The following is a 25,542-nucleotide window of genomic DNA, read 5'->3' on the forward strand; positions in this document are numbered from 1 at the left end:
AGGAGCGGCGGCCACGGCAGTCTCCTCGGCGGCCGGCGTCTCCGCGGTCGCCACAGGAGAGGTCACGGTGCGCGTCGCACGCCGACGAGTACGACGCGGGACGGCGTCCTCGGTGGCGTCGGCGGCGGGCTCCTCCGCGGGCCCGGCGGCCGGAGCGGCCTCTTCCGCGGCGGCCTCGACGGAAGCCTCAGCCGCAGGAGAGGTCACGGTGCGCGTCGCACGCCGACGAGTACGACGCGGAGCGGCGTCCTCCGTCGTGCCGCCGGCCGACTCGGCCTGGGCCTCAGGAGCGGCGGCCACGGCAGTCTCCTCGGCGGCCGGCGTCTCCGCGGTCGCCACAGGAGAGGTCACGGTGCGCGTCGCACGCCGACGAGTACGACGGGGAGCGGCGTCCTCCGTCGTGCCGCCGGCCGGAGCGGCCTCTTCCGCGGCCGACTCGGACGCGGCCGGTGCCGCCGGTACGACGGTCTCGGCGGCCTCCGCGGACGCCGCCGCACCGGCGGGCGCGGCCGCGCGGCGGACCACACGGCGACGCCGGGGCGCGGGGGCCCCGGTCTCCTGCTGGGTGTCGGTCGTGCCCTCGGCGGGCTCGGGCGTCTTCGCCGCCTCGGCGGGCGCCTCGGTGGCCGGTATGGCCGGCGTGACGGTCTCCGCGGCGCTGCCGTCGGCGGTGGCGGGCGGGCCCGCCGGCCGGGACGCGGCCCTGCGTCGCCGGCGGGGCGGCAGGGTGTCGCTGGGGGTCTTCGGTTCGGAGCCCTCGGTGGACTCGGTCGGTTCGAGCATGCGGGCGGTTCTCCCGTCAGGCTCCCGGGCGCCGCGCCTGGTCCGGCGATGCCGGTGACGTCCGCGGCCCGCGCGGTGCGCGGTGGCCGCCGTCCGGGGCGCGGGCGCCGCTCGGAAGCTCTCTGTAGTCCTGTCTCGCCGGTTCCGTACGCCGAATGCGCACGGCCTGGCGAAAGTCTTCTGGTCGGTGCGCTGCCCGACCCAGGTGGCTCCCGAGTTCGAGGGCGGCGCTTACGACGTCCGTCCCTACGCGGGACCTTCCTTACGCCGGCGCCGTCGCGGCGGCAGTGGCGGCGGCCGTGTGCGGCTCGGTCGCTGCTGCCTCGCGGTCGGGCGCGAGCGGGTCGGTCACCGTGCCGGTCTCTTCATCGAACAGCCCCTGCGCCAGCCTGGTCACCGCTACGGGGACCGGCGGCGCCAGGTCGGCCACGGCGCGGAGACCGGACAGGACGTCGTCGGGTCGTACGGCAGGCGTCACGTGCCGAACAACCAGCCGCAGTATCGCACAGGGCCGGTCGGTCGGCCTATCAGCCGGCGAGGGATCCGTCCCGGCGCCTTCCTCGACGGTGTCGAGGGCGACGACCGCGGAACGGGCGTCGAAGGTACGGATGCCGTTCTTGGTGCGGCGCTGGACCTCGACGGTCTCGGCCGCCTCGAAGGCGTCCACCGCACGGCGGGCGTCCTCGGGGGCGACGCCGTCCAGCCGCAGCTCCCAGACGGAGGCCGTGAGCCGGTCGGCGAGCCCGGAGGTGCGGGCCTCGACCGCGTCGACGACGTCGAGCCCGGCGGGCAGCGACTCGTCGAGCAGGGCCCTCAGCCGCTCGGGGTCCCGCGGCTCGGTGAGCGCGATCTCCAGGTACTCGGCCTCGCTGCCGGTGCCGGTGGGTGCGGCATTGGCGTACGACACCTTCGGGTGCGGCGTGAAACCGGCCGAGTACGCCATGGGCACCTCGGCGCGGCGCAACGCGCGCTCGAAGGCACGCTGGAAGTCACGGTGGCTGGTGAACCGGAGGCGGCCGCGCTTGGTGTAGCGCAGTCGGATGCGCTGCACCGCGGGTGCGGGCGGCGGGCCTTCGGGCTGTCGCTTGCCCAGTGGATCTTCTCCTTGTCGCAAGGGGGCGCGGGGCGCGCCTCCCCTTCCAGGGTACGGCCGTACGACGACGGCCCCGGCTGTGCCGGCCGGGCACCAGGGCCGTGGTCCCTTTCAGGGTACGTGCAAGCAGGCACCCCGGTTCCCCGGTGCCCGCCCTTGTGGCCGCCGCCGTACGGCGGCCACCAGCCGGCGGGACGGTCTCCCTGCGCTCCGGTACCCCAGGCGGCCCCGGGCATGCCGTCCCCGCGCGGGCCGGCGGGGGCGCCGAGGAGGCGTACGTCCCGGAGGCGGCCGTGGGGCGCGAGGCTCCGGCGGGTCCGCCCACGGGGAGGCCGGGGGTGTCCGCGGCGGGCTCGTCGCCCGCGATGAGCAGCGGGCCGAAACCGCGTCACGGACGGCACGTCCGACCGGGGTGAGCCCTCCACCGCCACAGCGCCACGAACGGCCGCACGACCCGATTCCGGGTGCTTCATACGCTGAAAAGCCCATCGAAAAAAAGGAAACTCGGAGCCTTCGACAAACCCATTGTCCCGACGGGTGTTCACTCATTCGCCGCGCATCCAAGTGAATGTGCCGCCGTTAGTCGCTGTATGAAGGCAAGCAGGTCAGGTCCGCTCCAACTGCACTGCACACGCCCGCTGTTGAGCGCGCTCACCGGCCCGATGAATCAATCCTGACATGAATGATGAACGCTACGACCCGCTCTGGTACAACACCGAAGCACCGGACCCGTTCAACGAAGCGGGAACCGGCCGGCACCGGGCCGGAGCCGTCTACGCGGAACCCGTCGAACCCGCCGTGCCCCCCTGGGACCCGGCCGAGGAACTGGCCTACCTCCTCCAGGAGGCCCGCGGCGAGGAATACGCCCCCACCGTGCCGCCGCCGCGGGAGGAGATTCCGGTCACCGCTCCCCCGGCCGGCAGCCCCCTGGACAACCTGCAGGAGATCACGGCCGAACTGCCGCCCCTGCGCTCCGCACCGCGAGGCCACCGCAAACCCCCGCGACCGCGCCCCGACGCCCTGCGCGTCGCCAGCTACGCCATCGCCGCCATGGCGGCCGTCACCGTGTCGATGGTGAGCGTCTTCAGCGGCGTGGTCACCTACGAACCCCTGCTCCTCGTCACCACGGCGCACAGCAGCGGCGACTCCTCGTCCTGGTGGCCCATCCTGGTGTACGGCCCCTGGCTGGCCGGCTCCCTCTCCATCCTCCGCGCGGCCCTGCACCAACGGCGCGCCCTGCACTCCTGGTTCGTCGTCCTGCTCTTCTCCTCCGTCGCGGTCCTGCTGTGCGTGGCCCAGGCGCCCCGCACCGTCACCGACACGGCGGCCGCGGCCCTGCCGGGCGTCGCCGCCCTGGCCTGCTTCCAGCAGCTGGTCCGCCAGATCACCCTCACCCGCCCGCCCCGCCGCACGGTCAGCCCCCGCCACCGCGTCCGCCCGTACGACGGCCGCCAGATGCCGTGACGGCACACCCCCGCACGACAACGGAGCAGCGGCCCCCCGCCGAAGAGGCCGCTGCTCCGTTTCTCGTGTTCGCGTGCCGCCGCCCGGCCGTCCGGGCCGCGCTCAGTGCGCGTGGCCGCTCGGCACCGGGCCCGCGTTCTTGACCGTCAGGGGCAGGAGCTTCTTGCCCGTCGGGCCGATCTGGATGCTCGTGTCCATCTGCGGACAGACGCCGCAGTCGAAGCACGGGGTCCAGCGGCAGTCCTCGACCTCGGTCTCGTCGAGGGCGTCCTGCCAGTCCTCCCAGAGCCAGTCCTTGTCCAGGCCCGAGTCGAGGTGGTCCCAGGGCAGGACCTCCTCGTAGGTGCGCTCGCGGGTGGTGTACCAGTCGACGTCCACCCCGTACGGGGCCAGCGCCTTCTCCGCGCACTGCATCCAGCGGTCGTAGGAGAAGTGCTCGCGCCAGCCGTCGAAGCGGCCGCCGTCGTCGTAGACCGCGCGGATGACCGCGCCGATGCGGCGGTCGCCGCGGGAGAGCAGGCCCTCGACGATGCCGGGCTTGCCGTCGTGGTAGCGGAAGCCGATGGAGCGGCCGTACTTCTTGTCGCCGCGGATCTTGTCGCGCAGCTTGGCCAGGCGCTCGTCGGTCTCCTCGGCGGACAGCTGCGGGGCCCACTGGAACGGCGTGTGCGGCTTGGGCACGAAACCGCCGATGGACACCGTGCAGCGGATGTCGTTGGAGCCGGAGACCTCGCGGCCCTTCTGGATGACGCGCGTGGCCATGTCGGCGATCTGCAGCACGTCGTCGTCGGTCTCGGTGGGCAGCCCGCACATGAAGTACAGCTTCACCTGGCGCCAGCCGTTGCCGTAGGCCGTGGCGACGGTGCGGATCAGGTCTTCCTCCGAGACCATCTTGTTGATGACCTTGCGGATGCGCTCCGAGCCGCCCTCGGGCGCGAAGGTGAGGCCGGACCGGCGGCCGTTGCGGGTCAGTTCGTTCGCCAGGTCGATGTTGAAGGCGTCGACGCGGGTCGAGGGCAGCGAGAGGCCGATCTTGTCTTCCTCGTAGCGGTCCGCGAGGCCCTGGGCGATGTCGCCGATCTCCGAGTGGTCGGCGGAGGAGAGGGACAGCAGGCCGACCTCTTCGAAGCCGGTCGCCTTCAGGCCCTTGTCGACCATCTCGCCGATGCCGGTGATGGACCGCTCGCGCACCGGGCGCGTGATCATGCCGGCCTGGCAGAAGCGGCAGCCGCGGGTGCAGCCGCGGAAGATCTCCACCGACATGCGCTCGTGGACCGTCTCGGCGAGCGGCACGAGGGGCTGCTTCGGGTAGGGCCACTCGTCGAGGTCCATGACCGTGTGCTTGGACACGCGCCACGGCACGCCGGAGCGGTTCGGCACGACACGGGCGATGCGGCCGTCGGGGAGGTACTCGACGTCGTAGAAGCCGGGGACGTAGACCCCGCCGGTCCTGGCCAGGCGCAGGAGGAGTTCCTCGCGGCCGCCGGGGCGGCCCTCCTCCTTCCAGGCGCGGATGATCCGCGTGACCTCGAGCACGGCCTGCTCGCCGTCGCCGATGACCGCGCAGTCGATGAAGTCGGCGATCGGCTCCGGGTTGAAGGCCGCGTGACCGCCGGCCATGACGATCGGGTCGTCCTCCGTGCGGTCCCGGGACTCCAGCGGGATGCCGGCCAGGTCCAGCGCGGCGAGCATGTTGGTGTAGCCCAGCTCCGTGGAGAAGCTCAGGCCGAACACGTCGAAGGCCCGCACCGGACGGTGGCTGTCGACGGTGAACTGCGGCACACGGTGCTCGCGCATCAGCGCCTCGAGGTCCGGCCAGACGCTGTAGGTGCGCTCGGCCAGGACGCCGTCCTGTTCGTTGAGGACCTCGTAGAGGATCATGACGCCCTGGTTGGGCAGTCCGACCTCGTACGCGTCGGGGTACATGAGTGCCCAGCGGACGTCGCAGGCGTCCCAGTCCTTGACCGTGGAGTTGAGCTCTCCGCCGACGTACTGGATCGGCTTCTGCACATGCGGGAGCAGAGCTTCGAGCTGCGGGAACACAGACTCGGCGGCTTCGGCAGGCATCTCGCGAACCTTCGTGTGGTGACTGCGGGTCCCCCGGGCCGGTGCCTCAGGGGCGGGTGACCATCCAGCCTAACCCGCCCGGGGGGGTCTCCCGCACGGCGTTCAGAACGGGAACGTCCGGCTGATCGAGCTCCACGCCTCGGGAAGCGCCTCCTCGTCGCTGCGGGCGCGGTGTGCCTCACCGGCATGCAGGACGCCGTAGGTGAAGTCGCTCTCCCCCGCCGCGTGCGCCACGGCGGCCAGCTCGCGCAGGGTGCGGCGGGCCATGACGCTGTCCTGGTGGTCGCCGAGCAGGCCCTGCAGCGACTTCATGTCCCTGACCGCATTCTCGGCGGGCTCGCCCAGCGCGGGGGCGGCGGCCTCGGCGGCGTACCGGGTGCGCTTGGTCTTCTTGCGTGCCTCGTGCAGCGCGGTGTCGCGTTCCGGACCGGGCGCCAGCTCCAGGGCGTGCTCGACGAGCCCGGCCAGCTTGGCGAAGTCCTTGCGCACGGCCTTGGCGAGCACCTTGTCCGGGCCGGCGCCGGCCTTCTTGCGCAGGGGCGGGTCGGCGAGCAGGGCGTCCAGGGTGTCGAGCAGGGTGAGGTGGCGGCGGGAGTCGAGGACGGCGACGAGCTGGTGGTGGGCTCCCTTGTGGCGGGCCTCGGACCAGGCGGCGAGGCGGTCGGCGACCGGGCCGGTGATCTGGTCGTCGGGCAGCCGGGAGAGGGCCTGGGTGAGTCGTTCGGCGAGGACCTCCTGGTCGCGGTCCGCGCCCAGCTGGGCGGCCAGCCATTTCAGGTCGGCGGCGACCGGGTCGGTGGCGGCGCGGTCGAGGACAGGGCGGAAGCTGCGGAAGGTGCTGCGCAGCCGGCGGGTGGCGACCCGCATGCGGTGGACGGCGTCGGGGACGTCCTGCCGCACGGCGGGGTCCAGCTCGACGAGGGCGTCGCGCTGGGCGCGGACGTAGGCGAGGACGTGGTCGCCGGCGGTGACGGGCGTGCCGTGCGGGCGGGGGCGGTGCTTGTGCCGGGGGGCGGCCTCGGGGGCCGTGGCGGGGGGTGTGCCGTCGCCTCCGGCGGTTCCGCCGGTTTCGGCGTCCGGCGCGGTCTCGGCGAGGGCGCGGGCCAGTTTCGAGGACGATGCCGACGGCCGCACGCCTGCCTTCCTCAGCCGTTTCTCCACCTTGTCGAGGACGTCCGGGTCGCCGTCGTCGGCGAGTTCCACCTCGATCTCGGTCCACCGCGCGGTGCCGCCCGCGCCGGTGAGGCGTTCGGCGTGCACGGTGTCGACGCTGACCTCGGCGAGCAGCCGGCCCTGGTCGTCGAGGAGGTGCCGGACGTCGCGGTCGGAACGCAGGCGGACCACGGGCCGCAGTTCCCGGTCGCGGACGCGGGAGCGGACGAGGGCGGCGAGTTCGTCCGGGAGGGTGTCGGAGAGGGGGGCGCGGATCTCGTCGCGCACGCCGGGGGCGACGGGGAACTTGAGGTGCCAGCCGGCGTCGGAGCCGCCGGTGCGGCGGCGCAGGGTGATGGAGGCCGCGGAAAGGCGTTGGTCGGCGGTGTCGTGGTAGGTGGCGTCGAGGTGGGTGACGCCCCGCTCCCGCACGGACGCGACGCCGGGGACGCGGGTCAGGTCGGGCAGAGCTGCGTCGTGGGACTCGTACTTGCGCTCGATCTCGCGTTTGGTGTCCGCCATGCACCGAATCTAGTCGCCGTGGGTGCGGAGCGGCAGTGGGCCGCTCCGCACCGGTGGCGCGCGGGAGTGGGCGGGGCCGGGTGGGACCCGGTCGGAGGCGGGCGGTCAGGCGGACATGGGGCGTTGCATCCGGATCGACTGCAGCAGGCCCACCGCCAGCCATACCGCGAACATCGAGGAACCGCCGTACGACACGAAGGGCAGGGGCAGGCCGGTGACCGGCATGATGCCCAGGGTCATGCCGATGTTCTCGAAGCTCTGGAAGGCGAACCAGGCGACGATGCCCGCCGCGACGATCGTCCCGTACAGGTCGGTGGTGTCGCGGGCGATGCGGCAGGCGCGCCAGAGGATGACCCCGAGCAGGGCGATGATCAGTGCGCCACCGACGAAGCCCAGTTCCTCGCCGGCGACCGTGAAGACGAAGTCGGTCTGCTGCTCGGGCACGAACTGGCCGGTGGTCTGCGAGCCCTGGAAGAGGCCGGAGCCGGTCAGTCCGCCGGAGCCGATGGCGATGCGGGCCTGGTTGGTGTTGTAGCCGACGCCGGCCGGGTCGAGTTCCGGGTTGGCGAAGGCGGCGAAGCGGTTGATCTGGTACTCGTCGAGGACGCCGAGCTGCCAGACGGTGATCGCGCCGGCCGCGCCCGCGCCGATCAGGCCGAAGACCCACCGGTTGGAGGCCCCGGAGGCGAGCAGCACGCCGAGCACGATGACGACCATCACCATGACCGACCCGAGGTCGGGCATGAGCATCACGATCAGCATCGGCACGACGGCGAGGCCGAGCGCCTGGAGCACCGTGCGGTGGTCGGGGTAGGGCTTGTCGCCCGCGTCGACGCGCGCCGCCAGCAGCATGGCCATGCCGAGGATGATCGTGATCTTCACGAACTCCGAGGGCTGGAGGGAGAAGCCGCCGGGCAGCTTGATCCAGGAGTGGGCGCCGTTGATCGTGGAGCCCAGCGGGGTGAGCACCAGCAGGATGAGGAAGACCGAGGCGCCGTACAGCAGCGGTACGGCCGTGCGCAGCCCGCGGTGGCCGAGCCAGACGGCGCCGATCATCAGGGCGACGCCGATGCCGGTGTTCAGCCAGTGCCGGACCAGGAAGTAGTACGGGTCGCCCTGGTTCAGCTCGGTGCGGTTGCGGGTGGCCGAGTAGACCAGCAGGGAGCCGAGCAGGGACAGGGCGAGCGCCGAGAGCAGTATCGGCCAGTCCAGCCGGCGGGCCAGGCCGTCGCGGGCGAACACCCGTGTCCAGCCGGCCCGCTCGGGTCCGTACCCGGAGACCTGGAAGCTGTTGACGCCGCCGGTCATGACGCCGTCCTCTCCGGGCGTGCCGCGCGCGGCCGGGGGCCGCGGCCGCGCGGGTGTCCCCCGCCGCGGCCGGGGCCGCCGCCCCGCCGTCGTCTGCGGCGGGTGTCGCGGTTGGTGTTCTCGGGCGACGGGACCGTGCCGGCCTGCTGCGGGTCGGCCGGGTCGTCGTCCTGCTGCGGGGCCGTGGCCCCGGCGTCCGGCGACGGTGTGGCCCGGAACTCCTCGGCGAAGTCCTTGGCGACCTTCGGCGAGGTGATCGTGCCGTCCGTGCGGACCTTGGGCAGGGCCTTCTGCGGCTTGGGCAACAGCGCCTTCTTGTCGTCGATCTCGCCGTCCTCGGACACGCCGTAGAGGGCGTTGTAGATGTTGCGCACGGCGGGGCCCGAGGCGCCGGAACCGGTGCCGCCCTGCGCGATCGTCATGACGATCGCGTAGTCCTCGGTGTAGGTGGCGAACCACGAGGTGGTCTGCTTGCCGTACACCTCGGCCGTACCGGTCTTGGCGTGCATCGGGATCTCGTCCTGCGGCCAGCCCTCGAACCGCCACGCGGCCGTACCGCGGGTGGCGACTCCCTCGAGGGCTTCGTCTATCTGCTCGAGCGTCTTCTTCGAGGTCGGCAGCTTGCCGTGCGCCTTGGGCTCGATCTCCGTGACGGTCTTGCCGTCGGGGCTGATGACGGCCTTGCCGACGGTGGGGGTGTACAGGGTGCCGCCGTTGGAGAGGGCCGCGTAGATGGTGGCCATCTGGATCGGGGTGACGAGCGTGTCGCCCTGTCCGATGGAGTAGTTCACCGAGTCACCGGCGCGCAGCCGGTTGCCTTCGAGGCAGTTCTCGTAGGCGATCTGCTCGGCGTAGCTGCCGCCCTTCTTGCCGTACTTGCACCAGGCGTCCTTGTTGGCCTTCCAGTAGTCGGCCTTCCACTGGCGGTCGGGGACGCGGCCGGTGACCTCGTTGGGCAGGTCGATGCCGGTCTCCTTGCCGAGGCCGAACTGGTGGGCGACCTTGTAGAACCAGTCGTTGGCGTTCTTCTTCGGCTTGTTGCCGCCGTCGCGCTTCCACTCCTCGTGGGAGAGGGCGTAGAAGACGGTGTCGCAGGAGACCTCGAGCGCCCGGCCCAGGCTGATCGCACCGTGGTTCTGCGACTCGAAGTTCTTGAAGACCTGGCCGCCGATGGAGTACGAGCTGGAGCAGTTGTAGGGGCCCTCGAAGGAGTAGCCGGCCTTGACGGCGGCGGCCGTCGGGATCACCTTGAAGATGGAGCCGGGCGCCGACAGGCCCTGGATGGCGCGGTTCAGCAGCGGGTAGTTGGACTTCTCGCCGGTGAGCTCGGCGTAGTCCTTGGCGGAGATGCCGCCGACCCAGGAGTTGGGGTCGTAGGTCGGGTTGGAGGCCATGGCGACGACGCGGCCGGTCTTGGCCTCCATGACGACGACGGCGCCGGAGTCGGCCTCGTAGTTCCGGTTGGTGTTGCGGTCGTGCTGCTTGCGGGCCTCCTTCATCGCCTCGTTGAGCTCGTACTCGGCGATGCGCTGCACGCGGGAGTCGATGCTGGTGACGAGGTTGGCGCCGGGCTCGGCCGGGTCGGACTGGGCCTGGCCGAGGACGCGGCCGAGCTTGTCGACCTCGTAGCGGGTGACGCCGGCCTTGCCGCGCAGCTGCTTGTCGTACTGCCGCTCCAGGCCGGAGCGGCCGACCATGTCCGAGCGCAGGTAGGGCGAGTCGGTGTCCTGGGCCTGCTGGATCTCCTCGTCGGTGACGGGCGAGAGGTAGCCGAGGACCTGGGCGGTGTTGGCCTTGCCGGGGCTCGGGTAGCGGCGCAGCGCCTGCGGCTCGGCGGTGATGCCGGGGAAGTCCTCGGCGCGCTCCCGGATCTGCAGGGCCTGCTTGGGCGTGGCCTCGTCGGTGATGGGGATCGGCTGGTACGGCGAGCCGTTCCAGCAGGGCTGGGGGGTCTCGGCGTTGCACAGCCGGACCTTCATCATGACGTCCTGGGGCTTCATGCCGAGGACGCCGGCGAGCTTGGTGAGGACCGCCTTGCCGTCGTCCGGCATCTTCATGAGGTCGGTGCGGGAGGCGGAGACGACCAGCCGCGTCTCGTTGTCCGCGAGGGCCACGCCGCGGGCGTCCAGGATGGAGCCGCGCACGGCGGGCTGGACGACCTGCTGCACGTGGTTGCCGGAGGCCTCCTTGGCGTACTGGTCGCCTTCGCGGATCTGGAGGTACCACAGGCGCCCGCCGAGGGTGCCGAGCAGGGAGATGACGAGGACCTGGATGACGACGAGCCGGATCTGGACCCGTGGGCTGCGGCCGGTCTCGGGGATGTTGGTCACGCGGCTTCCTCCCCTCTCAGAGCGCGTGCGGGTGTGAGCTGACGAGTGGTGAACGGCCGGCCGGTGGACGCGCGTTCCCGCCGCGTTCACTCGTGCTGGTGAAGTTTGGGGAGGTCACAGGCGCTTGACCCCCTTGATGCGTCCGGCGCGGGCCGAGCGGGCGCGGGCCGCCTTGACCCGCAGGCCGTTGCGCTGGCCGCCGATGCGCAGGCCGGTGCCGCCGGAGAGCCAGCCCGAGGAGAGGTCCCCGGCCTTGGGGGAGTTCGTCTCGGCGAGGGGGTCGTTCTCGGCGCGCCGGGCCAGTGCCATCACGCCGGGCACCACGAAGGGGGCGAGCAGCAGGTCGTACAGGGCGGCGGTGAACAGCAGGCCACCGAGGCCGACATGACGGGCCGCGGTGTCCCCGACGAGGGCGCCGACGCCGGCGTAGAGCAGGGTGGAGCCGACGGCGGCGGCGACCACCACGAGCATCGGTCCGGCCGCCGTCCTCACCTGCCCGTTCTCGGGTTTGACGAGTCCGGCGAGGTAGCCGATGACGCACAGCACGAGGGCGTAGCGCCCGGCCGCGTGGTCGGCGGGCGGCGCGAGGTCGGCGAGGAGGCCGGCGGCGAAGCCGACCAGGGCGCCGCCGACGTGCCCGTAGACCAGGGCGAGTCCGAGGACGACGAGCAGCAGCAGGTCGGGGACGGCGCCCGGGAGGTGGAGGCGGGCGAGGACGCTCACCTGGACGACGAGGGCGACGACGATCAGCGAGCTGGAGAGCAGGATCCGGTTGACGCGCATGGGGTGACAGCTCCTACTGCTCTGGCTGGTCGGGACCGTCGGCGGGCGCCGAGGGCGTGACGGTCACGGTCACGGTCGGCGTGGGGGTCGGCTCGGGCTTCCTGGGCAGCACCGTGTCGCGCGGGTCCTTCTTCGGCGCCTGGACGACGACGCCGACCACGTCGAGCTTGCTGAAGTTGACGAACGGCGTGACGTACAGGGTGCGGGTCAGGTCGCCGCCGGAGGGGTCGACGCGGGAGACGACGCCGACCGGGACGCCGGGCACGAACGGCTTGTCGGCCTGCGAGCCGAAGGTGACCAGCCGGTCGCCCTTCTTGATCTCGGCCTTGCCGTTGAGCAGTTCGACGCGCAGCGGGCGGTCACCCTGGCCGGAGGCGAAGCCGAGTTCGTCGGTGGACTCCATGCGGGTGCCGACGGTGAAGTCGGGGTCGCTGGCGAGCAGCACGGTGGCGGTGCTCGGACCGACGGTGGTGACGCGGCCGACCAGGCCGTCGCCGTTGAGGACGGTCATGTCGCGCTCGATGCCGTCGTCGGCGCCGGCGTCGATGGTGATGGTCCAGGAGAAGCCCTGGGCCGCTCCTATGGCGATGACCTGGGCGCCCTTGATGCCGTACTGGCCCTTGCCGGCGACGCCGAGCAGCTTGTCGAGCTGCTTGAGGCGGCTGCGGCTGCGGTCGTCGCTGCCGAGTTCGGCCTTGAGCGCCGCGTTCTCCCGCTCCAGCCGGGCGAGCCGGTCGTGGCGGTCGCCGGACTCGCGGACGGCGGTGACCGCGTTGCCGATCGGGTCGACCGCGCCGGACACGCCGTTCTCGATCGGGCCGAAGACCGACGCCGCCGCCTGCCGGGCACCGTCCACCGGTGAGTCCTCCCCACCGCGGATGTCCACCGTGATCAGCGCGAACGCGATGGCGATCAGCAGCACCAGGAGCAGCCGGCTCTCTTTCGTGTCCCTCACGTGCGGCGGCCGTGCCTTCCTCGTCGAGAACGGGTATGAGGTGGGGTCTGTTCAGGTTGTGGTGCGGGCTCTTCGGGGCGTCACCGCCCGGGCCGTCCCTCGATACCAGCGCTCCGCCGCACGAGAGGCGACGTCTCGTACGGCGGAGTCGTGGCGGTGTGTCATCTGCGGGGCTGGGCGTCCAGCACCTGCTGGAGGGCCTCGAACTCCTCGACGCACTTGCCGGAGCCGAGCGCCACGCTGTCCAGGGGGTCCTCGGCGATGTGGATCGGCATGCCGGTCTCCCGGCGCAGCCGCTCGTCGAGTCCGCGCAGCAGGGCGCCGCCGCCGGTCAGCACGATGCCCCGGTCCATGATGTCGCCGGACAGCTCGGGCGGGCACTTGTCGAGGGTCGTCTTGACCGCGTCCACGATGGCGTTGACCGGTTCCTCGATCGCCTTGCGCACTTCGGCGGCGGAGATCACCACGGTCTTCGGCAGCCCGGAGACGAGGTCCCGGCCACGGACTTCGGTGTGCTCGTCGGTGTCGAGGTCGTACGCCGAACCGATCGTGATCTTGATCTGTTCCGCCGACCGCTCACCCAGCAGGAGCGAGTACTCCTTCTTGATGTGCTGGATGATGGCGTTGTCCAGCTCGTCACCCGCGACCCGGATGGACTGGGCGGTGACGATGCCGCCGAGGGAGATGACCGCGACCTCCGTCGTGCCGCCGCCGATGTCCACCACCATGTTGCCGGTGGCCTCGTGGACCGGCAGGCCGGAGCCGATGGCGGCCGCCATGGGCTCCTCGATGATGTGCACCTGCCGGGCGCCGGCCTGGGACGACGCCTCGATGACGGCGCGGCGCTCGACGCCCGTGATGCCGGAGGGCACGCAGACGACGACCCGCGGACGAGCCAGATACCGCCGCTTGTGGATCTTCAGGATGAAGTAGCGGAGCATCCGCTCGGTGATCTCGAAGTCGGCGATGACGCCGTCCTTCAGCGGACGCACGGCGACGATGTTGCCCGGCGTGCGTCCGATCATCTTCTTCGCTTCGGCACCGACCGCGAGGATGCCACCGGTGTTGGTGTTGATCGCGACGACGGACGGCTCGTTGAGTACGATTCCGCGACCCCTGACGTACACCAGCGTGTTGGCGGTCCCGAGGTCGACAGCCATGTCACGGCCGATGAACGACATTGAGTTCCCCATCAGGATTCGTCTGGCCTTCCCGCGAGCTTTTGAGGGCTTCTCAGGTCGGCGAGGTGGGTGCGGTGACGCGATGGCGTCCATGGTAGACGTGCCTCCGCGAACACTGTGCGAGGGTCTTCGCCATTGTCATCAGACGGCGCGTCGCCCTGCCTGTGGAGACGGGCCAACGGGGGCATCCGTTCCCCCGAACGCCGTGCATATGCCAAAACGGTCCGGGGCAAAGCTCCCAGACCCTCCGAGGCACGACAAATACCCAGGCCGCGGCCGCGACGTGATCGTTATGCGCGGATTTCGTCGCGGTTCCGCGTCCCGCGCGCGACGACACCCTACCGTGTCCGTCCGGCCGCACCGGGTCACCGCCGGATCCGCCCACGACGAGGCGCGCCGGTCACGGCTGCGACCGGCGCGCCTCGGAACGGCCTCAGGCGTGACCCGGGAAGAAGATCTTGATCTCCCGGTCGGACGACTCCTCCGAGTCGGACGCGTGGATCAGGTTCTCCCGCACGATCACGCCGTAGTCACCGCGGATCGAGCCCGGGGCGGCGGCGATGGGGTCGGTGGGGCCGGCGAGCCGGCGCACGCCCTCGATGACCCGCTCGCCCTCGACGATCATCGCGACGACCGGACCGGACGCCATGAACTCCACGAGCGGCTCGTAGAAGGGCTTGCCCCGGTGCTCCCCGTAGTGCTGCTCCAGCGTGTCCTGGTCCAGCGTGCGCAGCTCCAGCGCGGTGATCCTCCAGCCGGCCTTGCGCTCGATGCGGCTGATGATCTCGCCGGTCAGGCCACGACGGACGGCGTCGGGCTTGAGGAGGACGAGGGTGCGCTGGGTCACTGCGGGCTCCTTGTGCGTCAAATGGTGCGGGGCAAAGAGGTTACCGGGCGTGTCGGACGGTCCGTCACGCAGTGTCGGGCTGCTCCGCCTGTGCGGCGAAACGGGCCTTTGCCTCGTCCACCTTTCGCCCGAAGTGCACCGACGCCCACCACAGCAGCGCGAACACCCCGCCCAGGAAGAACATCATCGGGACGAACACGCCGGAGGCGACGAGCGCGATCTGCAGCGCCCAGCCCAGGGCGACCCCGCCCGGCCGGCTGACCATCCCGCACAGCGCGACGGACAGGAACATGGCGATGCCGCAGACCGTCCACACCGTGCCGGTCGACAGGTCGGGCTGCTTCATCGCGACCAGACCGGCGAACCCGATGATGAAGAACTCGCCGATCAGCGTCGAAGAACAGAGCGTACGCACGGGATCTCAGCCCTTCCCCAGGAGCAGCCGGGCCTCGCCGACCGTGATGACGGAACCGGTGACGAACACACCGCCGCCCGCGAACTCGCCCTCCTCCTCGGCCAGCGTGATCGCGGCCTCCAGGGCGTCCGGCAGCCGCGGCTCGACCTGCACGCGCTCCTCGCCGAACACCTCCACGGCGACCGCGGCCAGCGCGTCGGCGTCCATCGCGCGGTGACTGGAGTTCTGGGTGACGACGATCTCGGCGAACACCGGCTCGAACGCCTCCAGCAGCTCACGCACGTTCTTGTCGCCGCTCGCGCCGACCACGCCGATCAGGCGGCTGAACTGGAAGGCCTCCCCGATCGCGGCGGCCGCCGCCCGCGCACCCGCCGGGTTGTGCGCGGCGTCCAGCACGACGGTCGGCGACCGGCGCACCACCTCCAGCCGGCCCGGCGAGGCGACGGAGGCGAACGCCTTGCGCACGGTGTCGATGTCGAGCGATCCGGCGCGCTGGGCGCCGACGCCGAAGAACGCCTCGACGGCCGCGAGGGCCACCGCCGCGTTGTGCGCCTGGTGGGCGCCGTGCAGCGGCAGGTACACCTCGGTGTACTCGCCGCCCAGCCCGCGCAGCGTCATCAGCTGGCCGCCGACGGCGACCTGCCGGTCGAGGACGCCGAACTCCAGGCCCTCGCGGGCCACGGTGGCGCCCACCTCGACGGCCTTCTTCAGCAGCACCTGGGCGGCGTCCACCGGCTGCTGCGCCATGACCACCGTCGCGTCCGGCTTGATCACGCCGGCCTTCTCCCCGGCGATCTCCGCGGGCGTGCCGCCGAGCCGGTCGGTGTGGTCCAGGTCGATCGGCGTCACCACGGCGACGCCGGCGTCGATGACGTTCGTCGCGTCCCAGGCGCCGCCCATGCCGACCTCGACGACCGCCACGTCCACGGGCGCGTCGGCGAAGGCCGCGTACGCCATGCCGGTCAGCACCTCGAAGAAGGACAGCCGGTACTCCTGGGCGGCGTCGACCATCTCCACGTACGGCTTGACGTCCTGGTACGTCTCGATGAACCGCTCGGCGGAGACGGGCGCCCCGTCGAGGCTGATCCGCTCGGTGACGGACTGGACGTGCGGGGAGGTGTAGCGGCCGGTGCGCAGGTCGAAGGCGCCGAGGAGGGCCTCGATCATGCGGGCGGTGGAGGTCTTGCCGTTGGTGCCGGTGATGTGGATCGACGGATACGAGCGCTGCGGCTCGCCCAGGACGTCCATCAGCGCGGAGATGCGGTCCACCGAAGGCTCGAGCTTGGTCTCGCCCCAGCGGGTGGCGAGCTCCGCCTCCACCTCGCGCAGGGCCTTGTCGACCTCGGGGTCGGCGGGGCGCGCGGGGACGTCCGCCTGCGGCGGGCCGCCCTGGGTGCGCAGCGTACGGCTGCCGGCCTCGATCACCGCGAGGTCGGGGTCGCGGCGGGTCTCCTCCTCCACGAGCTCCGCGAACTCGTCGAAGGTGTCGTCCGGGTCGGGACCTGCTGAATCTGGGCGCTCGCTCACGGTCCCCAGTCTACGGAGCGGCGCGGGTTCTCCCCCGCGCACCCCGGCGCGCGGTCAGCCGAGCCACTTCCGCCACCCGGGCCGTCCCCACAGCACGCTCACGGCGAAGGACAGCGCGGCCGCCGCCACCGCCGTCACGGCCAGCGCGACCGGCGCCCAGGGCCCGTCCGGCAGCCGCCCGGCGACCGGCCCGGCCAGCAGCCGCACCCACAGCAGATGCACCAGGTACGTCCCGAACGACGCGTCCGACAGCCGCGCCACCAGCGGCCGGACCCGCTCCGGCACCCGCACCCGGGCCACCGTGCCGAGCACCGCGAGGGTCACGGCGGCCACCGCCACGCTGCCGTAGGCGGCGGGGTGGCGCACCGTGAGCTGGTACACGGCGAGGACGGCGAACGCGACCCCGGCACCCGCGGCCCACAGCGCGCGCGGCCCGAGGCGCGGGGCGGCGAGCAGGGCGGCGCCGGCCACCGCGTACACCACCGTGGACAGCGACACCGACCACCCCCAGTCGGGCGGCGCCCAGCCGGTGATCTCCCGCACGTCGCCGACGAGCGCGGGGGTGACCGCGAGGACGGCGAGCAGTGCCAGGGACCGGCGGGGCAGGGCACGCCGCCGCACCACCAGCACCACGACGCCGAGCAGCAGGATCAGGGGGACGTAGGCGTACAGGTACCAGAGGTGGAAGGAGGCCTCGACGGACCCGAAGAGCGCCCGCACCGCCTCCTCGCCCGTGCCGGCGCCGGACACGCCGGTCAGGTACGCGCCCAGCAGGTAGAGCGCGGTCCACACGGCCATCGGGCGCAGGATCCGGCCGAGCCGGGCGAGCAGCCGGGCCTCGTCGCCCACGGGCGCGCCGGCCAGCGCGGCCCAGCCGGCCATCGCGAAGAACACCGGCACCGCGAACCGTCCGGCCGTGTCGCCGAGGATCCCGGTGGTGCGGTGGCCCGCGTCGATGAACTCGGCGGAGGCGTGCACCAGCACCACGGCGGCGGTGCACAGCACGCGCAGCAGGTCGATGTCGTGGCGCCGCTCCCGGTCGGCGGTGCGGTCCGGTGCTTCCGGCGCGGCGGCGGGGGACACGGGTGAGGACATCGGCGGGGGGCTCCTGGCGGCGGGGCCGGCCGGCGCACGGGGGCCGGGCCGGCGGGGCGGAGCCCGCAGGTTCCCTCTCCCGGGTTACCGGGGCCCCACCGCGACGTGAACGGCCCCCGGCCGGAAGGTACCCGGTCGGGGGCCGTCGGGGCCGCGGGCCTGGGGTCAGGCCTGGGGCAGCCGCTCGAGCTGGGTGCGGATGCGGACGATGTCCTCCTCCGCCTTGGCGAGCCGCGTGCGGATCTTGTCGACCACCTGGTCCGGGGCCTTGGCCAGGAACGCCTCGTTGCCGAGCTTCGCCGTCGCCTGGGCCTTCTCCTTCTCGGCGGCGGCGAGGTCCTTGGCGAGCCGCTTGCGCTCGGCGGCGACGTCGATCACGCCGGACAGGTCCAGCGCAACCTCGACACCGGCGACGGGCAGGGTCGCCGTGGCCGTGAAGGCCTCTCCCTCCGGCTGGAGCCGCAGCAGCTGGCGGACGGCCGGCTCGTGCGCGGCGAGGGCGGTGCCCTCCAGCGTGAGGCGGGCCGGGACCCGCTGGCCGGGCTGCAGCCCCTGGTCGGCGCGGAACCGGCGGACCTCGGTGATCACCGACTGGAGCATGGCGATCTCCCGCTCGGCGGCCTCGTCGCGGAAGCCGCTGTCGGCCGGCCAGTCGGCGATGACCAGGGACTCGCCGCCGGTCAGCGTCGTCCACAGGGTCTCGGTGACGAACGGGACCACCGGGTGCAGCAGCCGCAGCGTGACGTCGAGGACCTCGCCGAGGACGCGCTTGCTGACCTCGGCCGCCTCGCCGCCCGCCTGGAACGTCGTCTTGGACAGCTCGACGTACCAGTCGAAGACCTCGTCCCAGGCGAAGTGGAACAGCGCGTCCGACAGCTTGGCGAACTGGTAGTCGTCGTAGTACGCGTCGACCTCGGCGACGACCGAGTTCAGCCGGGACAGGATCCAGCGGTCGGTGGGCGACATCGCCGACGCGTCCGGCAGCGGGCCCTCGACCGTGGCGCCGTTCATCAGCGCGAAGCGCGTGGCGTTCCAGATTTTGTTGGCGAAGTTCCGCGAGCCCTGGACCCAGTCCTCGCCGATCGGCACGTCGACGCCGGGGTTGGCGCCGCGCGCCAGGGTGAAGCGGAGCGCGTCGGAGCCGTACTTGTCCATCCAGTCCAGCGGGTTGACCACGTTCCCGAAGGACTTGGACATCTTCTTGCCGTTCTGGTCACGGACCATGCCGTGCAGGGCGATGGTGTGGAACGGCGGGGTGCCGTCCATGGCGTAGAGGCCGAACATCATCATCCGGGCGACCCAGAAGAAGAGGATGTCGTAGCCGGTGACCAGGACGGAGTTCGGGTAGAACTTCGCGAGCGACTCGGTCCGCTCGGGCCAGCCCAGGGTGGAGAAGGGCCACAGGCCGGAGGAGAACCAGGTGTCGAGGACGTCGGAGTCCTGGTGCCAGCCCTCGCCGCTCGGCGGCTCCTCGTCCGGTCCGACGCAGACGACCTCGCCGTCCGGGCCGTACCAGACGGGGATGCGGTGGCCCCACCACAACTGCCGCGAGATGCACCAGTCGTGGAGGTTGTCGACCCAGTCGAAGTAGCGCTTCTCCATCTCCTGCGGGTGGATCGTGACCCGGCCGTCGCGGACCGCGTCGCCGGCCGCCTTGGCGAGCGGGCCGACCTTGACCCACCACTGCATGGACAGCCGCGGCTCGATGGTGGTCCTGCACCGCGAGCAGTGGCCGACGGAGTGGACGTAGGGGCGCTTCTCGGCGACGATCCGGCCCTCGGCGCGCAGCGCGGCGACGATGGCGGAGCGGGCCTCCAGGCGGTCCAGGCCGAGGAAGGGGCCGTGCGCGGTGATGACGGCGTGCTCGTCCATCACGGTGATGGACGGCAGGCCGTGGCGCTGGCCGATCTCGAAGTCGTTCGGGTCGTGGGCCGGGGTCACCTTGACGGCGCCGGTGCCGAACTCGGGGTCGACGTGCTCGTCGGCGACGACCGGGATGGAGCGGTCGGTCAGCGGCAGCTTGACGAGCTTGCCGACGAGGTGCCGGTAGCGCTCGTCCTCGGGGTGGACGGCGACGGCCGTGTCGCCGAGCATCGTCTCCGCGCGGGTCGTGGCCACGACGATGGTGTCGTCCCCCTCCCCGTACTTCATGGAGACGAGCTCGCCGTCGTCCTCCTGGTAGTTGACCTCGATGTCGGAGATCGCGGTCAGGCAGCGCGGGCACCAGTTGATGATGCGCTCGGCGCGGTAGATCAGCTCGTCGTCGTAGAGCCGCTTGAAGATCGTCTGGACGGCCTTGGACAGTCCCTCGTCCATGGTGAAGCGCTCACGCGTCCAGGCGACGCCGTCGCCGAGGCGGCGCATCTGGCCGCTGATCTGGCCGCCGGACTCGGCCTTCCACTTCCAGACCCGCTCGACGAACGCCTCGCGGCCCAGGTCGTGGCGGGACTTGCCCTCCTTGGCGAGCTCCCGCTCGACCACGTTCTGCGTGGCGATGCCGGCGTGGTCCATGCCGGGCTGCCACAGCGTCTCGTAGCCCTGCATGCGCTTGCGGCGGGTGAGGGCGTCGATCAGCGTGTGCTCGAAGGCGTGGCCGAGATGCAGGCTGCCGGTGACGTTCGGCGGGGGGATGACGACGGCGTACGGCGGCTTGTCGCTCTTCGCGTCCGCCTCGAAGTAACCCCGCTCCACCCAGCGCTCGTACAGCGGCCCCTCTACGTCGGCCGGCGCGTACTGGGTCGGCAGTTCGGTCGTGGGCGCTGGTGGCTGCTGCTGAGCGTTGTCGGTCACGCGCTCAGTTTAGAGCCGTCACGGTGCTGTCCCGAAACGCGATTCCTTTGTAACGGTGCGACCCCCGCCGGTCTGGAGTCGCCGACTCTGAGCCAGGATGTCAGCACCAGGTAAGCGTCCGGAGGGGAACCCCGTCATGAGTCACGACCAGCCGGGCCCGTACGGCGGGCAGCCGCAGCAGCCCGGTCCGTACGGGCAGCCGGGACCGTACGGCCAGCCGCCGCAGACCCCGCCCGGCCAGCCCGGCTACGGCTACCCCCAGCAGACGCCCCCGCCCGCCCAGCCCGGCTACGGCCACCCGCAGCAGACGCCCTACGGCCAGCCGCCGCAGTACGGTCAGCCCCCGTACGGCATGCCGCCCCAGCCCCCCGCCTCCGGCGGCAAAGGCGGCGGCAAGGTGGCCGCGATCGTCGTCGGCGCCGTCGCGGTCGTCACGGCCATCGGCGTGGGCGCCTACTTCCTCCTCGGCGGCGACGGCGGCAGCGCGGCCGGACTGACGGACGACGGCCCGCACAAGCTGACCACGCCGGAGACCGTGCTGGGCGAGTACGACCGGTTCGGCGACGGCGCCGAGGAGAGCGGCTCCGACACCGCGAAGGACATGGAGAGCAGCGGGGTCGAGAACGGCACCGCCGTCCTCGGCCAGTGGTCCACCGCCGACTTCGGCGACTACGACCCGGCCGACCCCGGCACCGCGGGCGACTTTCCCGACCGTTCCGAACTGCTGACCGCCAAGGGCGTCACCATGGTGGGCGGTTACGGCGAGATCGCCGACCCGGAGAAGACGCTGGACAAGTTCTTCTCCCACATCCAGGAGCAGGTCGAGAAGGCGTCCTCCGGCTCCTCGGGCGGCATGCAGAACGCCGAGCTGGTCGGCGAGCCCGAGGAGGTCGAGATCGCCGGTACGGTGGCGAAGTGCCAGTCGACGAAGAGCACCAACGCGCTCACCGAGAAGGAGTCGACGGACTGGTTCTGCGCCTGGGCCGACCACAGCACGGTCGGCATGGTCTCGCCCGGCGACAACGCCGGCACGGGGGTCGACAAGGACACGGCGGTCGACCTCACCACCCGGCTCCGTGAGCAGATCCGCGTCAAGGTCTGACGGCACCGCAGCAGCGAACACGAGGGGGAACCCAGTCATGAGCTTCAACCAGCCGGGCCCGTACGGCGGGCAGCCCCAGCAGCCCGGCCCCTACGGCCAGCCGGGACCGTACGGCCAGCCGCCGCAGACCCCGCCCGGCCAGCCCGGCTACGGCTACCCCCAGCAGACGCCCCCGCCCGCCCAGCCCGGTTACGGCCACCCGCAGCAGCCCGGCCACCCGGGAGTTCCGCCGCAGCAGCCGCAGTACGGTCAGCCCCCGTACGGCCAGCCGCAGTACGGCATGCCGCCCCAGCCCCCGGCCTCCGGCGGAGGCGGCGGCAAGGTGGCCGCGATCGTCGTCGGCGCGGTCGCGGTCGTCGCGGCCGTCGGTGTGGGCGCGTACTTCCTGATCGGCGGCGGCGGGGGCGCCGGCGGCCTGGAGGACGACGGCCCGCACAAGCTGACCGCGCCCTCGTCGGTCCTCTCGAACAAGTACGACCGTCAGGGCCCGGCGCAGGAGAAGGAGGCCAGCTCCAGCGACGCCAAGGACCTGGCGACGGCCGGCGTGAGCGACGCGACCTCGGTCGGCGCCGTCTACTCCACCATCGACCTCACGCAGCTCGACCCCGAGGACTCGGCCGACGTGACGAAGCTGGAGTCGGCGGAGAACATCACCTACTTCGGCGTCTACGGCAAGGTCGAGGACCCGGAGAAGGCGCTCGACGTGATGTTCACGCAGATGCACAAGAACACCGACGACGAGAAGGTCAACCTGGTCGGCGAGCCCAAGTCGGTGTCCCCCGGCGGGCTGGACGGCGCCGTGATGAAGTGCCAGGAGGCCGAGACCCAGCACCCGGTCACCGAGAAGGACCAGACGACGTTCATGTGCGTGTGGGCCGACTACAGCACGGTCGCCGTGGTCGAGCCGACCGCCGCCGGCAAGACGTACTCGCTCGACGAGTCCGCGGAGCTGGCCGCCGACGTGCGCGAGGAGGTCCGGGTCGCCCAGTAGGCCCCGGACACAGGAGAAGGGCGTCCGGCGCGGTGCGCCGGACGCCCTTTCGTCGTCCTGTGCCCGAACGCCCGGGAGGCGTGCGGACTACGCCGTCTTCTGCTCGCCCGAGCCCCGGCCGCGCGAGTCGCGCGGGATGAGGGTCGGGTTGACGTTGGAGAGCACCACGTCGGCGGTGATGACCACGCGGGCCACGTCCTTGCGGGACGGCACCTCGTACATCACGCCCTGGAGGACCTCCTCCATGATGGCGCGCAGGCCGCGGGCGCCGGTCTGGCGCAGGATCGCCTGGTCGGCGATGGCCTCCAGCGCCTCGCGCTCGAAGTCCAGCTCCACGCCGTCGAGTTCGAAGAGACGCTGGTACTGCTTCACCAGCGCGTTGCGCGGCTCGACGAGGATCTGCAGCAGCGCCTCGCGGTCGAGGTTGTGCACGCTGGTGATGACGGGGAGCCGGCCGATGAACTCGGGGATCATGCCGAACTTGACCAGGTCCTCCGGCATGACCTCCTCGAACTGGTCCTTGGACTCCATCTCCCGCTTGGAGCGGATCGTCGCGCCGAAGCCGATGCCCTTGGCGCCCGCCCGGCCCTCGATGATCTTCTCCAGACCGGCGAAGGCGCCGCCCACGATGAACAGCACGTTCGTCGTGTCGATCTGGATGAACTCCTGGTGCGGGTGCTTGCGTCCGCCCTGCGGCGGCACGGAGGCGGTGGTGCCCTCGAGGATCTTCAGCAGGGCCTGCTGCACGCCTTCGCCGCTGACGTCCCGGGTGATCGACGGGTTTTCGCTCTTTCGGGCGACCTTGTCGATCTCGTCGATGTAGATGATCCCGGTCTCGGCCTTCTTGACGTCGTAGTCGGCGGCCTGGATCAGCTTGAGCAGGATGTTCTCGACGTCCTCGCCGACGTAGCCGGCCTCGGTGAGCGCCGTGGCGTCGGCGATCGCGAACGGGACGTTCAGCATGCGGGCGAGGGTCTGCGCCAGCAGCGTCTTGCCGGAGCCCGTGGGGCCCAGCAGCAGGATGTTGGACTTCGCCAGCTCGATGGCGTCGTCACGGCCCTGGGCGCCGCCGTTCTCCCCGGCCTGGACGCGCTTGTAGTGGTTGTACACCGCGACGGAGAGGGCCTTCTTGGCCGCCTCCTGGCCCACCACGTACCCCTCGAGGAACTCGTAGATCTCGCGGGGCTTGGGGAGCTCCTCCCAGCGGACCTCGCTGGTCTCGGCGAGCTCCTCCTCGATGATCTCGTTGCAGAGGTCGATGCACTCGTCGCAGATGTACACACCGGGCCCTGCGATGAGCTTCTTGACCTGCTTCTGGCTCTTGCCGCAGAACGAGCACTTGAGCAGATCGCCGCCGTCACCGATGCGTGCCACGGTGTGCTTCCCCTTCGCCTGGGAGACGACCGGACGTCCGTGTCCGGCGGCTCCTGGTGCTGCCTTATGTCCGACGGTACCTTGCCTGGCCCCCCGTACGGGCCCCCCTCGGCACGGTTCACTTTGACGTGGACCGTGCCAAACCGTGCCAAGGGGCGGCAGACGTTACACCCCAGCCCCGCCTCAGCGCAGGCTGGAGTTGTCCATCTTCCGGGTGGTGATGATCTGGTCGATCAGGCCGTACTCCAGCGCGTCCTCGGCCGTGAGGATCTTGTCGCGCTCGATGTCCTCGCGGATCTTCTCGATCGGGCGGGTGGAGTGCTTGGCCAGCATGTCCTCCAGCTGCGTGCGCATGCGGAGGATCTCGTTGGCGGCGATCTCCAGGTCGGAGACCTGACCGCGGCCGGTCTCGCTGTACGGCTGGTGGATCAGCACCCGGGCGTTCGGCAGCGCCATGCGCTTGCCGGGCGTGCCGGCGGCGAGCAGGACCGCGGCGGCGGAGGCGGCCTGGCCCATGCACACCGTCTGGATGTCCGGCTTCACGTACTGCATCGTGTCGTAGATCGCGGTGAGCGCGGTGAAGGAGCCGCCGGGGCTGTTGATGTAGACCGAGATGTCCCGGTCGGGGTCCATCGACTCCAGGCACAGCAGCTGCGCCATGACGTCGTTGGCGGAGGCGTCGTCGATCTGCACGCCGAGGAAGATCACGCGCTCCTCGAAGAGCTTCGCGTACGGGTCGTACTCGCGGATGCCCTGGGAGGTGCGCTCGACGAAGCGCGGAATGACGTAACGGGACTCGGCCCGCGGACCGGTGTAGCGGCCCTGCGAGCCGGTGTCCTGCGCGGCCTGCGTACGGTCGTGGATCCCGCTGCCGGGGAATGCGTTCACGGTGTCTCCTGAAAGGGGCTGAGGCGGTCGGCTGGGGCTGCTGGGGCCCCCGGGGCTCTCACGGGCCCGGGTCGGGGTCCCACGGGGCTCGTGGAGCCTCGCGGGGACCGCTCAGGCCCCGGTGCCGCCGCCGCCCGGCATGCCGGCGGCCGTGGCGATCACGTCGTCGATGAGGCCGTACTCCTTGGCCTCGAAGGCGTCGAACCAGCGGTCGCGGTCCGAGTCACGGGTGATCTGCTCGACCGTCTGGCCCGTGTGCTGGGCGGTGAGCTCGGCCATGCGCTTCTTGGTGTGCAGCAGCCGCTCGGCGTGGATCTTGATGTCCGAGGCGGAGCCGGCGAGGCCTGCGGAGGGCTGGTGGATCAGGATCTCGGCGTTGGGCAGCGCGAAGCGCTTGCCGGGGGTGCCGGCGCTGAGCAGGAACTGCCCCATGGACGCCGCGAGACCCATGGCGATCGTCACCACGTCGTTCTTGATGTACTGCATGGTGTCGTAGATCGCCATGCCGGCCGTGATCGAACCGCCGGGGCTGTTGATGTAGAGGTAGATGTCCTTGTCGGGGTCCGAGGCAAGGAGCAGCAGCTGTGCGGTGATCTTGTTCGCGATGTCGTCGTCGACCGGCTGGCCGAGGAAGATGATCCGCTCGCCGAGCAGCCGGTTGTAGACCTGGTCGCCGAGGCCACCACCGATGGAAGGCTCGCCGGCGGCTGAAGGCATCAGATTCGTCACGTATCCACCTGCTCGTCTTACGACGGCGCCGGGCCGTCTCACGTGTTCCCTGCGGGGCGGGAGCCGTATCGGAGACTCCACTGCCCTGGTATTCATGGACCCTAACGCGCGGGTCCCTTCGGGGAATCCCGGAGATGGGGGTGTTC

19 protein-coding genes and 1 pseudogene are annotated in these 25,542 nt (G+C 71.5%); 3 read left to right on the forward strand and 17 right to left on the reverse strand.

Annotated elements, in window-relative coordinates; all coding sequences use genetic code 11:
* A pseudogene (locus ACIQ8B_RS11890) lies at window positions 1-783 on the reverse strand (ribonuclease E/G); the annotation flags it as partial.
* A gap of 262 nt (window positions 784-1,045) precedes the next feature.
* Complete coding sequence (locus ACIQ8B_RS11895) at window positions 1,046-1,834, reverse strand: TIGR03936 family radical SAM-associated protein (RefSeq protein WP_290009591.1); 789 nt, start codon at window positions 1,832-1,834, stop codon at window positions 1,046-1,048.
* Between the two features lie 720 nt (window positions 1,835-2,554).
* Here ACIQ8B_RS11895 and ACIQ8B_RS11900 point away from each other — a divergent pair.
* On the forward strand, window positions 2,555-3,340 hold the full coding sequence (locus tag ACIQ8B_RS11900) for a DUF2637 domain-containing protein (protein ID WP_290009593.1): 786 nt from the start codon (window positions 2,555-2,557) through the stop codon (window positions 3,338-3,340).
* Between the two features lie 102 nt (window positions 3,341-3,442).
* Here the strand turns inward: ACIQ8B_RS11900 and ACIQ8B_RS11905 are convergent, their stop codons facing one another.
* The 12 genes from ACIQ8B_RS11905 to ACIQ8B_RS11960 all read right to left on the reverse strand — a co-directional run bounded on the left by ACIQ8B_RS11905 (window position 3,443) and on the right by ACIQ8B_RS11960 (window position 20,312).
* Window positions 3,443-5,407: a TIGR03960 family B12-binding radical SAM protein gene (locus tag ACIQ8B_RS11905; RefSeq protein WP_106414242.1), complete on the reverse strand. Its 1,965-nt coding sequence runs from the start codon at window positions 5,405-5,407 to the stop codon at window positions 3,443-3,445.
* Between the two features lie 102 nt (window positions 5,408-5,509).
* Complete coding sequence (locus tag ACIQ8B_RS11910; RefSeq protein WP_403546583.1) at window positions 5,510-7,081, reverse strand: CHAD domain-containing protein; 1,572 nt, start codon at window positions 7,079-7,081, stop codon at window positions 5,510-5,512.
* Between the two features lie 105 nt (window positions 7,082-7,186).
* Window positions 7,187-8,389, reverse strand: coding sequence for a rod shape-determining protein RodA (rodA, locus tag ACIQ8B_RS11915; RefSeq protein WP_290009597.1), 1,203 nt, complete (start codon window positions 8,387-8,389; stop codon window positions 7,187-7,189).
* Entirely contained in the window at window positions 8,386-10,719 is a 2,334-nt protein-coding gene (mrdA, locus tag ACIQ8B_RS11920) for a penicillin-binding protein 2 (RefSeq protein ID WP_403546584.1), read from the reverse strand. The genes rodA and mrdA overlap by 4 nt, the downstream gene beginning before the upstream one ends.
* Before the next feature lie 114 nt (window positions 10,720-10,833).
* Entirely contained in the window at window positions 10,834-11,502 is a 669-nt protein-coding gene (gene mreD / locus ACIQ8B_RS11925) for a rod shape-determining protein MreD (RefSeq protein ID WP_106414237.1), read from the reverse strand.
* Between the two features lie 13 nt (window positions 11,503-11,515).
* Window positions 11,516-12,457, reverse strand: a complete 942-nt coding sequence (gene mreC / locus ACIQ8B_RS11930) for a rod shape-determining protein MreC (protein WP_290009602.1) — start codon at window positions 12,455-12,457, stop codon at window positions 11,516-11,518.
* Window positions 12,458-12,618: 161 nt separating this feature from the next.
* Window positions 12,619-13,638: a rod shape-determining protein gene (locus ACIQ8B_RS11935; protein WP_290009711.1), complete on the reverse strand. Its 1,020-nt coding sequence runs from the start codon at window positions 13,636-13,638 to the stop codon at window positions 12,619-12,621.
* A gap of 433 nt (window positions 13,639-14,071) precedes the next feature.
* On the reverse strand, window positions 14,072-14,485 hold the full coding sequence (gene ndk / locus ACIQ8B_RS11940) for a nucleoside-diphosphate kinase (RefSeq protein WP_106414235.1): 414 nt from the start codon (window positions 14,483-14,485) through the stop codon (window positions 14,072-14,074).
* 64 nt (window positions 14,486-14,549) lie between these two features.
* The gene (locus tag ACIQ8B_RS11945; protein ID WP_106414234.1) at window positions 14,550-14,900 is read right to left on the reverse strand and encodes a DUF4233 domain-containing protein; all 351 of its coding nucleotides are present in this window, start codon (window positions 14,898-14,900) and stop codon (window positions 14,550-14,552) included.
* Window positions 14,901-14,906: 6 nt separating this feature from the next.
* Entirely contained in the window at window positions 14,907-16,427 is a 1,521-nt protein-coding gene (locus tag ACIQ8B_RS11950; RefSeq protein ID WP_106414233.1) for a folylpolyglutamate synthase/dihydrofolate synthase family protein, read from the reverse strand.
* A 54-nt stretch (window positions 16,428-16,481) separates the two neighbouring features.
* On the reverse strand, window positions 16,482-17,522 hold the full coding sequence (locus ACIQ8B_RS11955; RefSeq protein WP_290009610.1) for an acyltransferase: 1,041 nt from the start codon (window positions 17,520-17,522) through the stop codon (window positions 16,482-16,484).
* A 165-nt stretch (window positions 17,523-17,687) separates the two neighbouring features.
* On the reverse strand, window positions 17,688-20,312 hold the full coding sequence (locus ACIQ8B_RS11960) for a valine--tRNA ligase (RefSeq protein ID WP_403546585.1): 2,625 nt from the start codon (window positions 20,310-20,312) through the stop codon (window positions 17,688-17,690).
* 136 nt (window positions 20,313-20,448) lie between these two features.
* Between ACIQ8B_RS11960 and ACIQ8B_RS11965 the strand changes: the two genes are divergently transcribed.
* Entirely contained in the window at window positions 20,449-21,414 is a 966-nt protein-coding gene (locus tag ACIQ8B_RS11965; protein ID WP_403546586.1) for a hypothetical protein, read from the forward strand.
* A gap of 37 nt (window positions 21,415-21,451) precedes the next feature.
* Window positions 21,452-22,405: a hypothetical protein gene (locus ACIQ8B_RS11970; protein ID WP_403546587.1), complete on the forward strand. Its 954-nt coding sequence runs from the start codon at window positions 21,452-21,454 to the stop codon at window positions 22,403-22,405.
* 87 nt (window positions 22,406-22,492) lie between these two features.
* Here ACIQ8B_RS11970 and clpX read toward each other — a convergent pair whose 3' ends face one another.
* From clpX to ACIQ8B_RS11985, 3 genes are all read right to left on the reverse strand, one after another.
* Entirely contained in the window at window positions 22,493-23,779 is a 1,287-nt protein-coding gene (clpX, locus tag ACIQ8B_RS11975; protein ID WP_019527658.1) for an ATP-dependent Clp protease ATP-binding subunit ClpX, read from the reverse strand.
* Between the two features lie 183 nt (window positions 23,780-23,962).
* On the reverse strand, window positions 23,963-24,667 hold the full coding sequence (locus ACIQ8B_RS11980; RefSeq protein ID WP_106414228.1) for an ATP-dependent Clp protease proteolytic subunit: 705 nt from the start codon (window positions 24,665-24,667) through the stop codon (window positions 23,963-23,965).
* Window positions 24,668-24,778: 111 nt separating this feature from the next.
* Complete coding sequence (locus ACIQ8B_RS11985; RefSeq protein ID WP_030858107.1) at window positions 24,779-25,384, reverse strand: ATP-dependent Clp protease proteolytic subunit; 606 nt, start codon at window positions 25,382-25,384, stop codon at window positions 24,779-24,781.
* Between the last annotated feature and the right edge of the window lie 158 nt (window positions 25,385-25,542).

The sequence above is a fragment of the Streptomyces sp. NPDC096105 genome, from assembly GCF_044763335.1.
Lineage (GTDB): Bacteria > Actinomycetota > Actinomycetes > Streptomycetales > Streptomycetaceae > Streptomyces.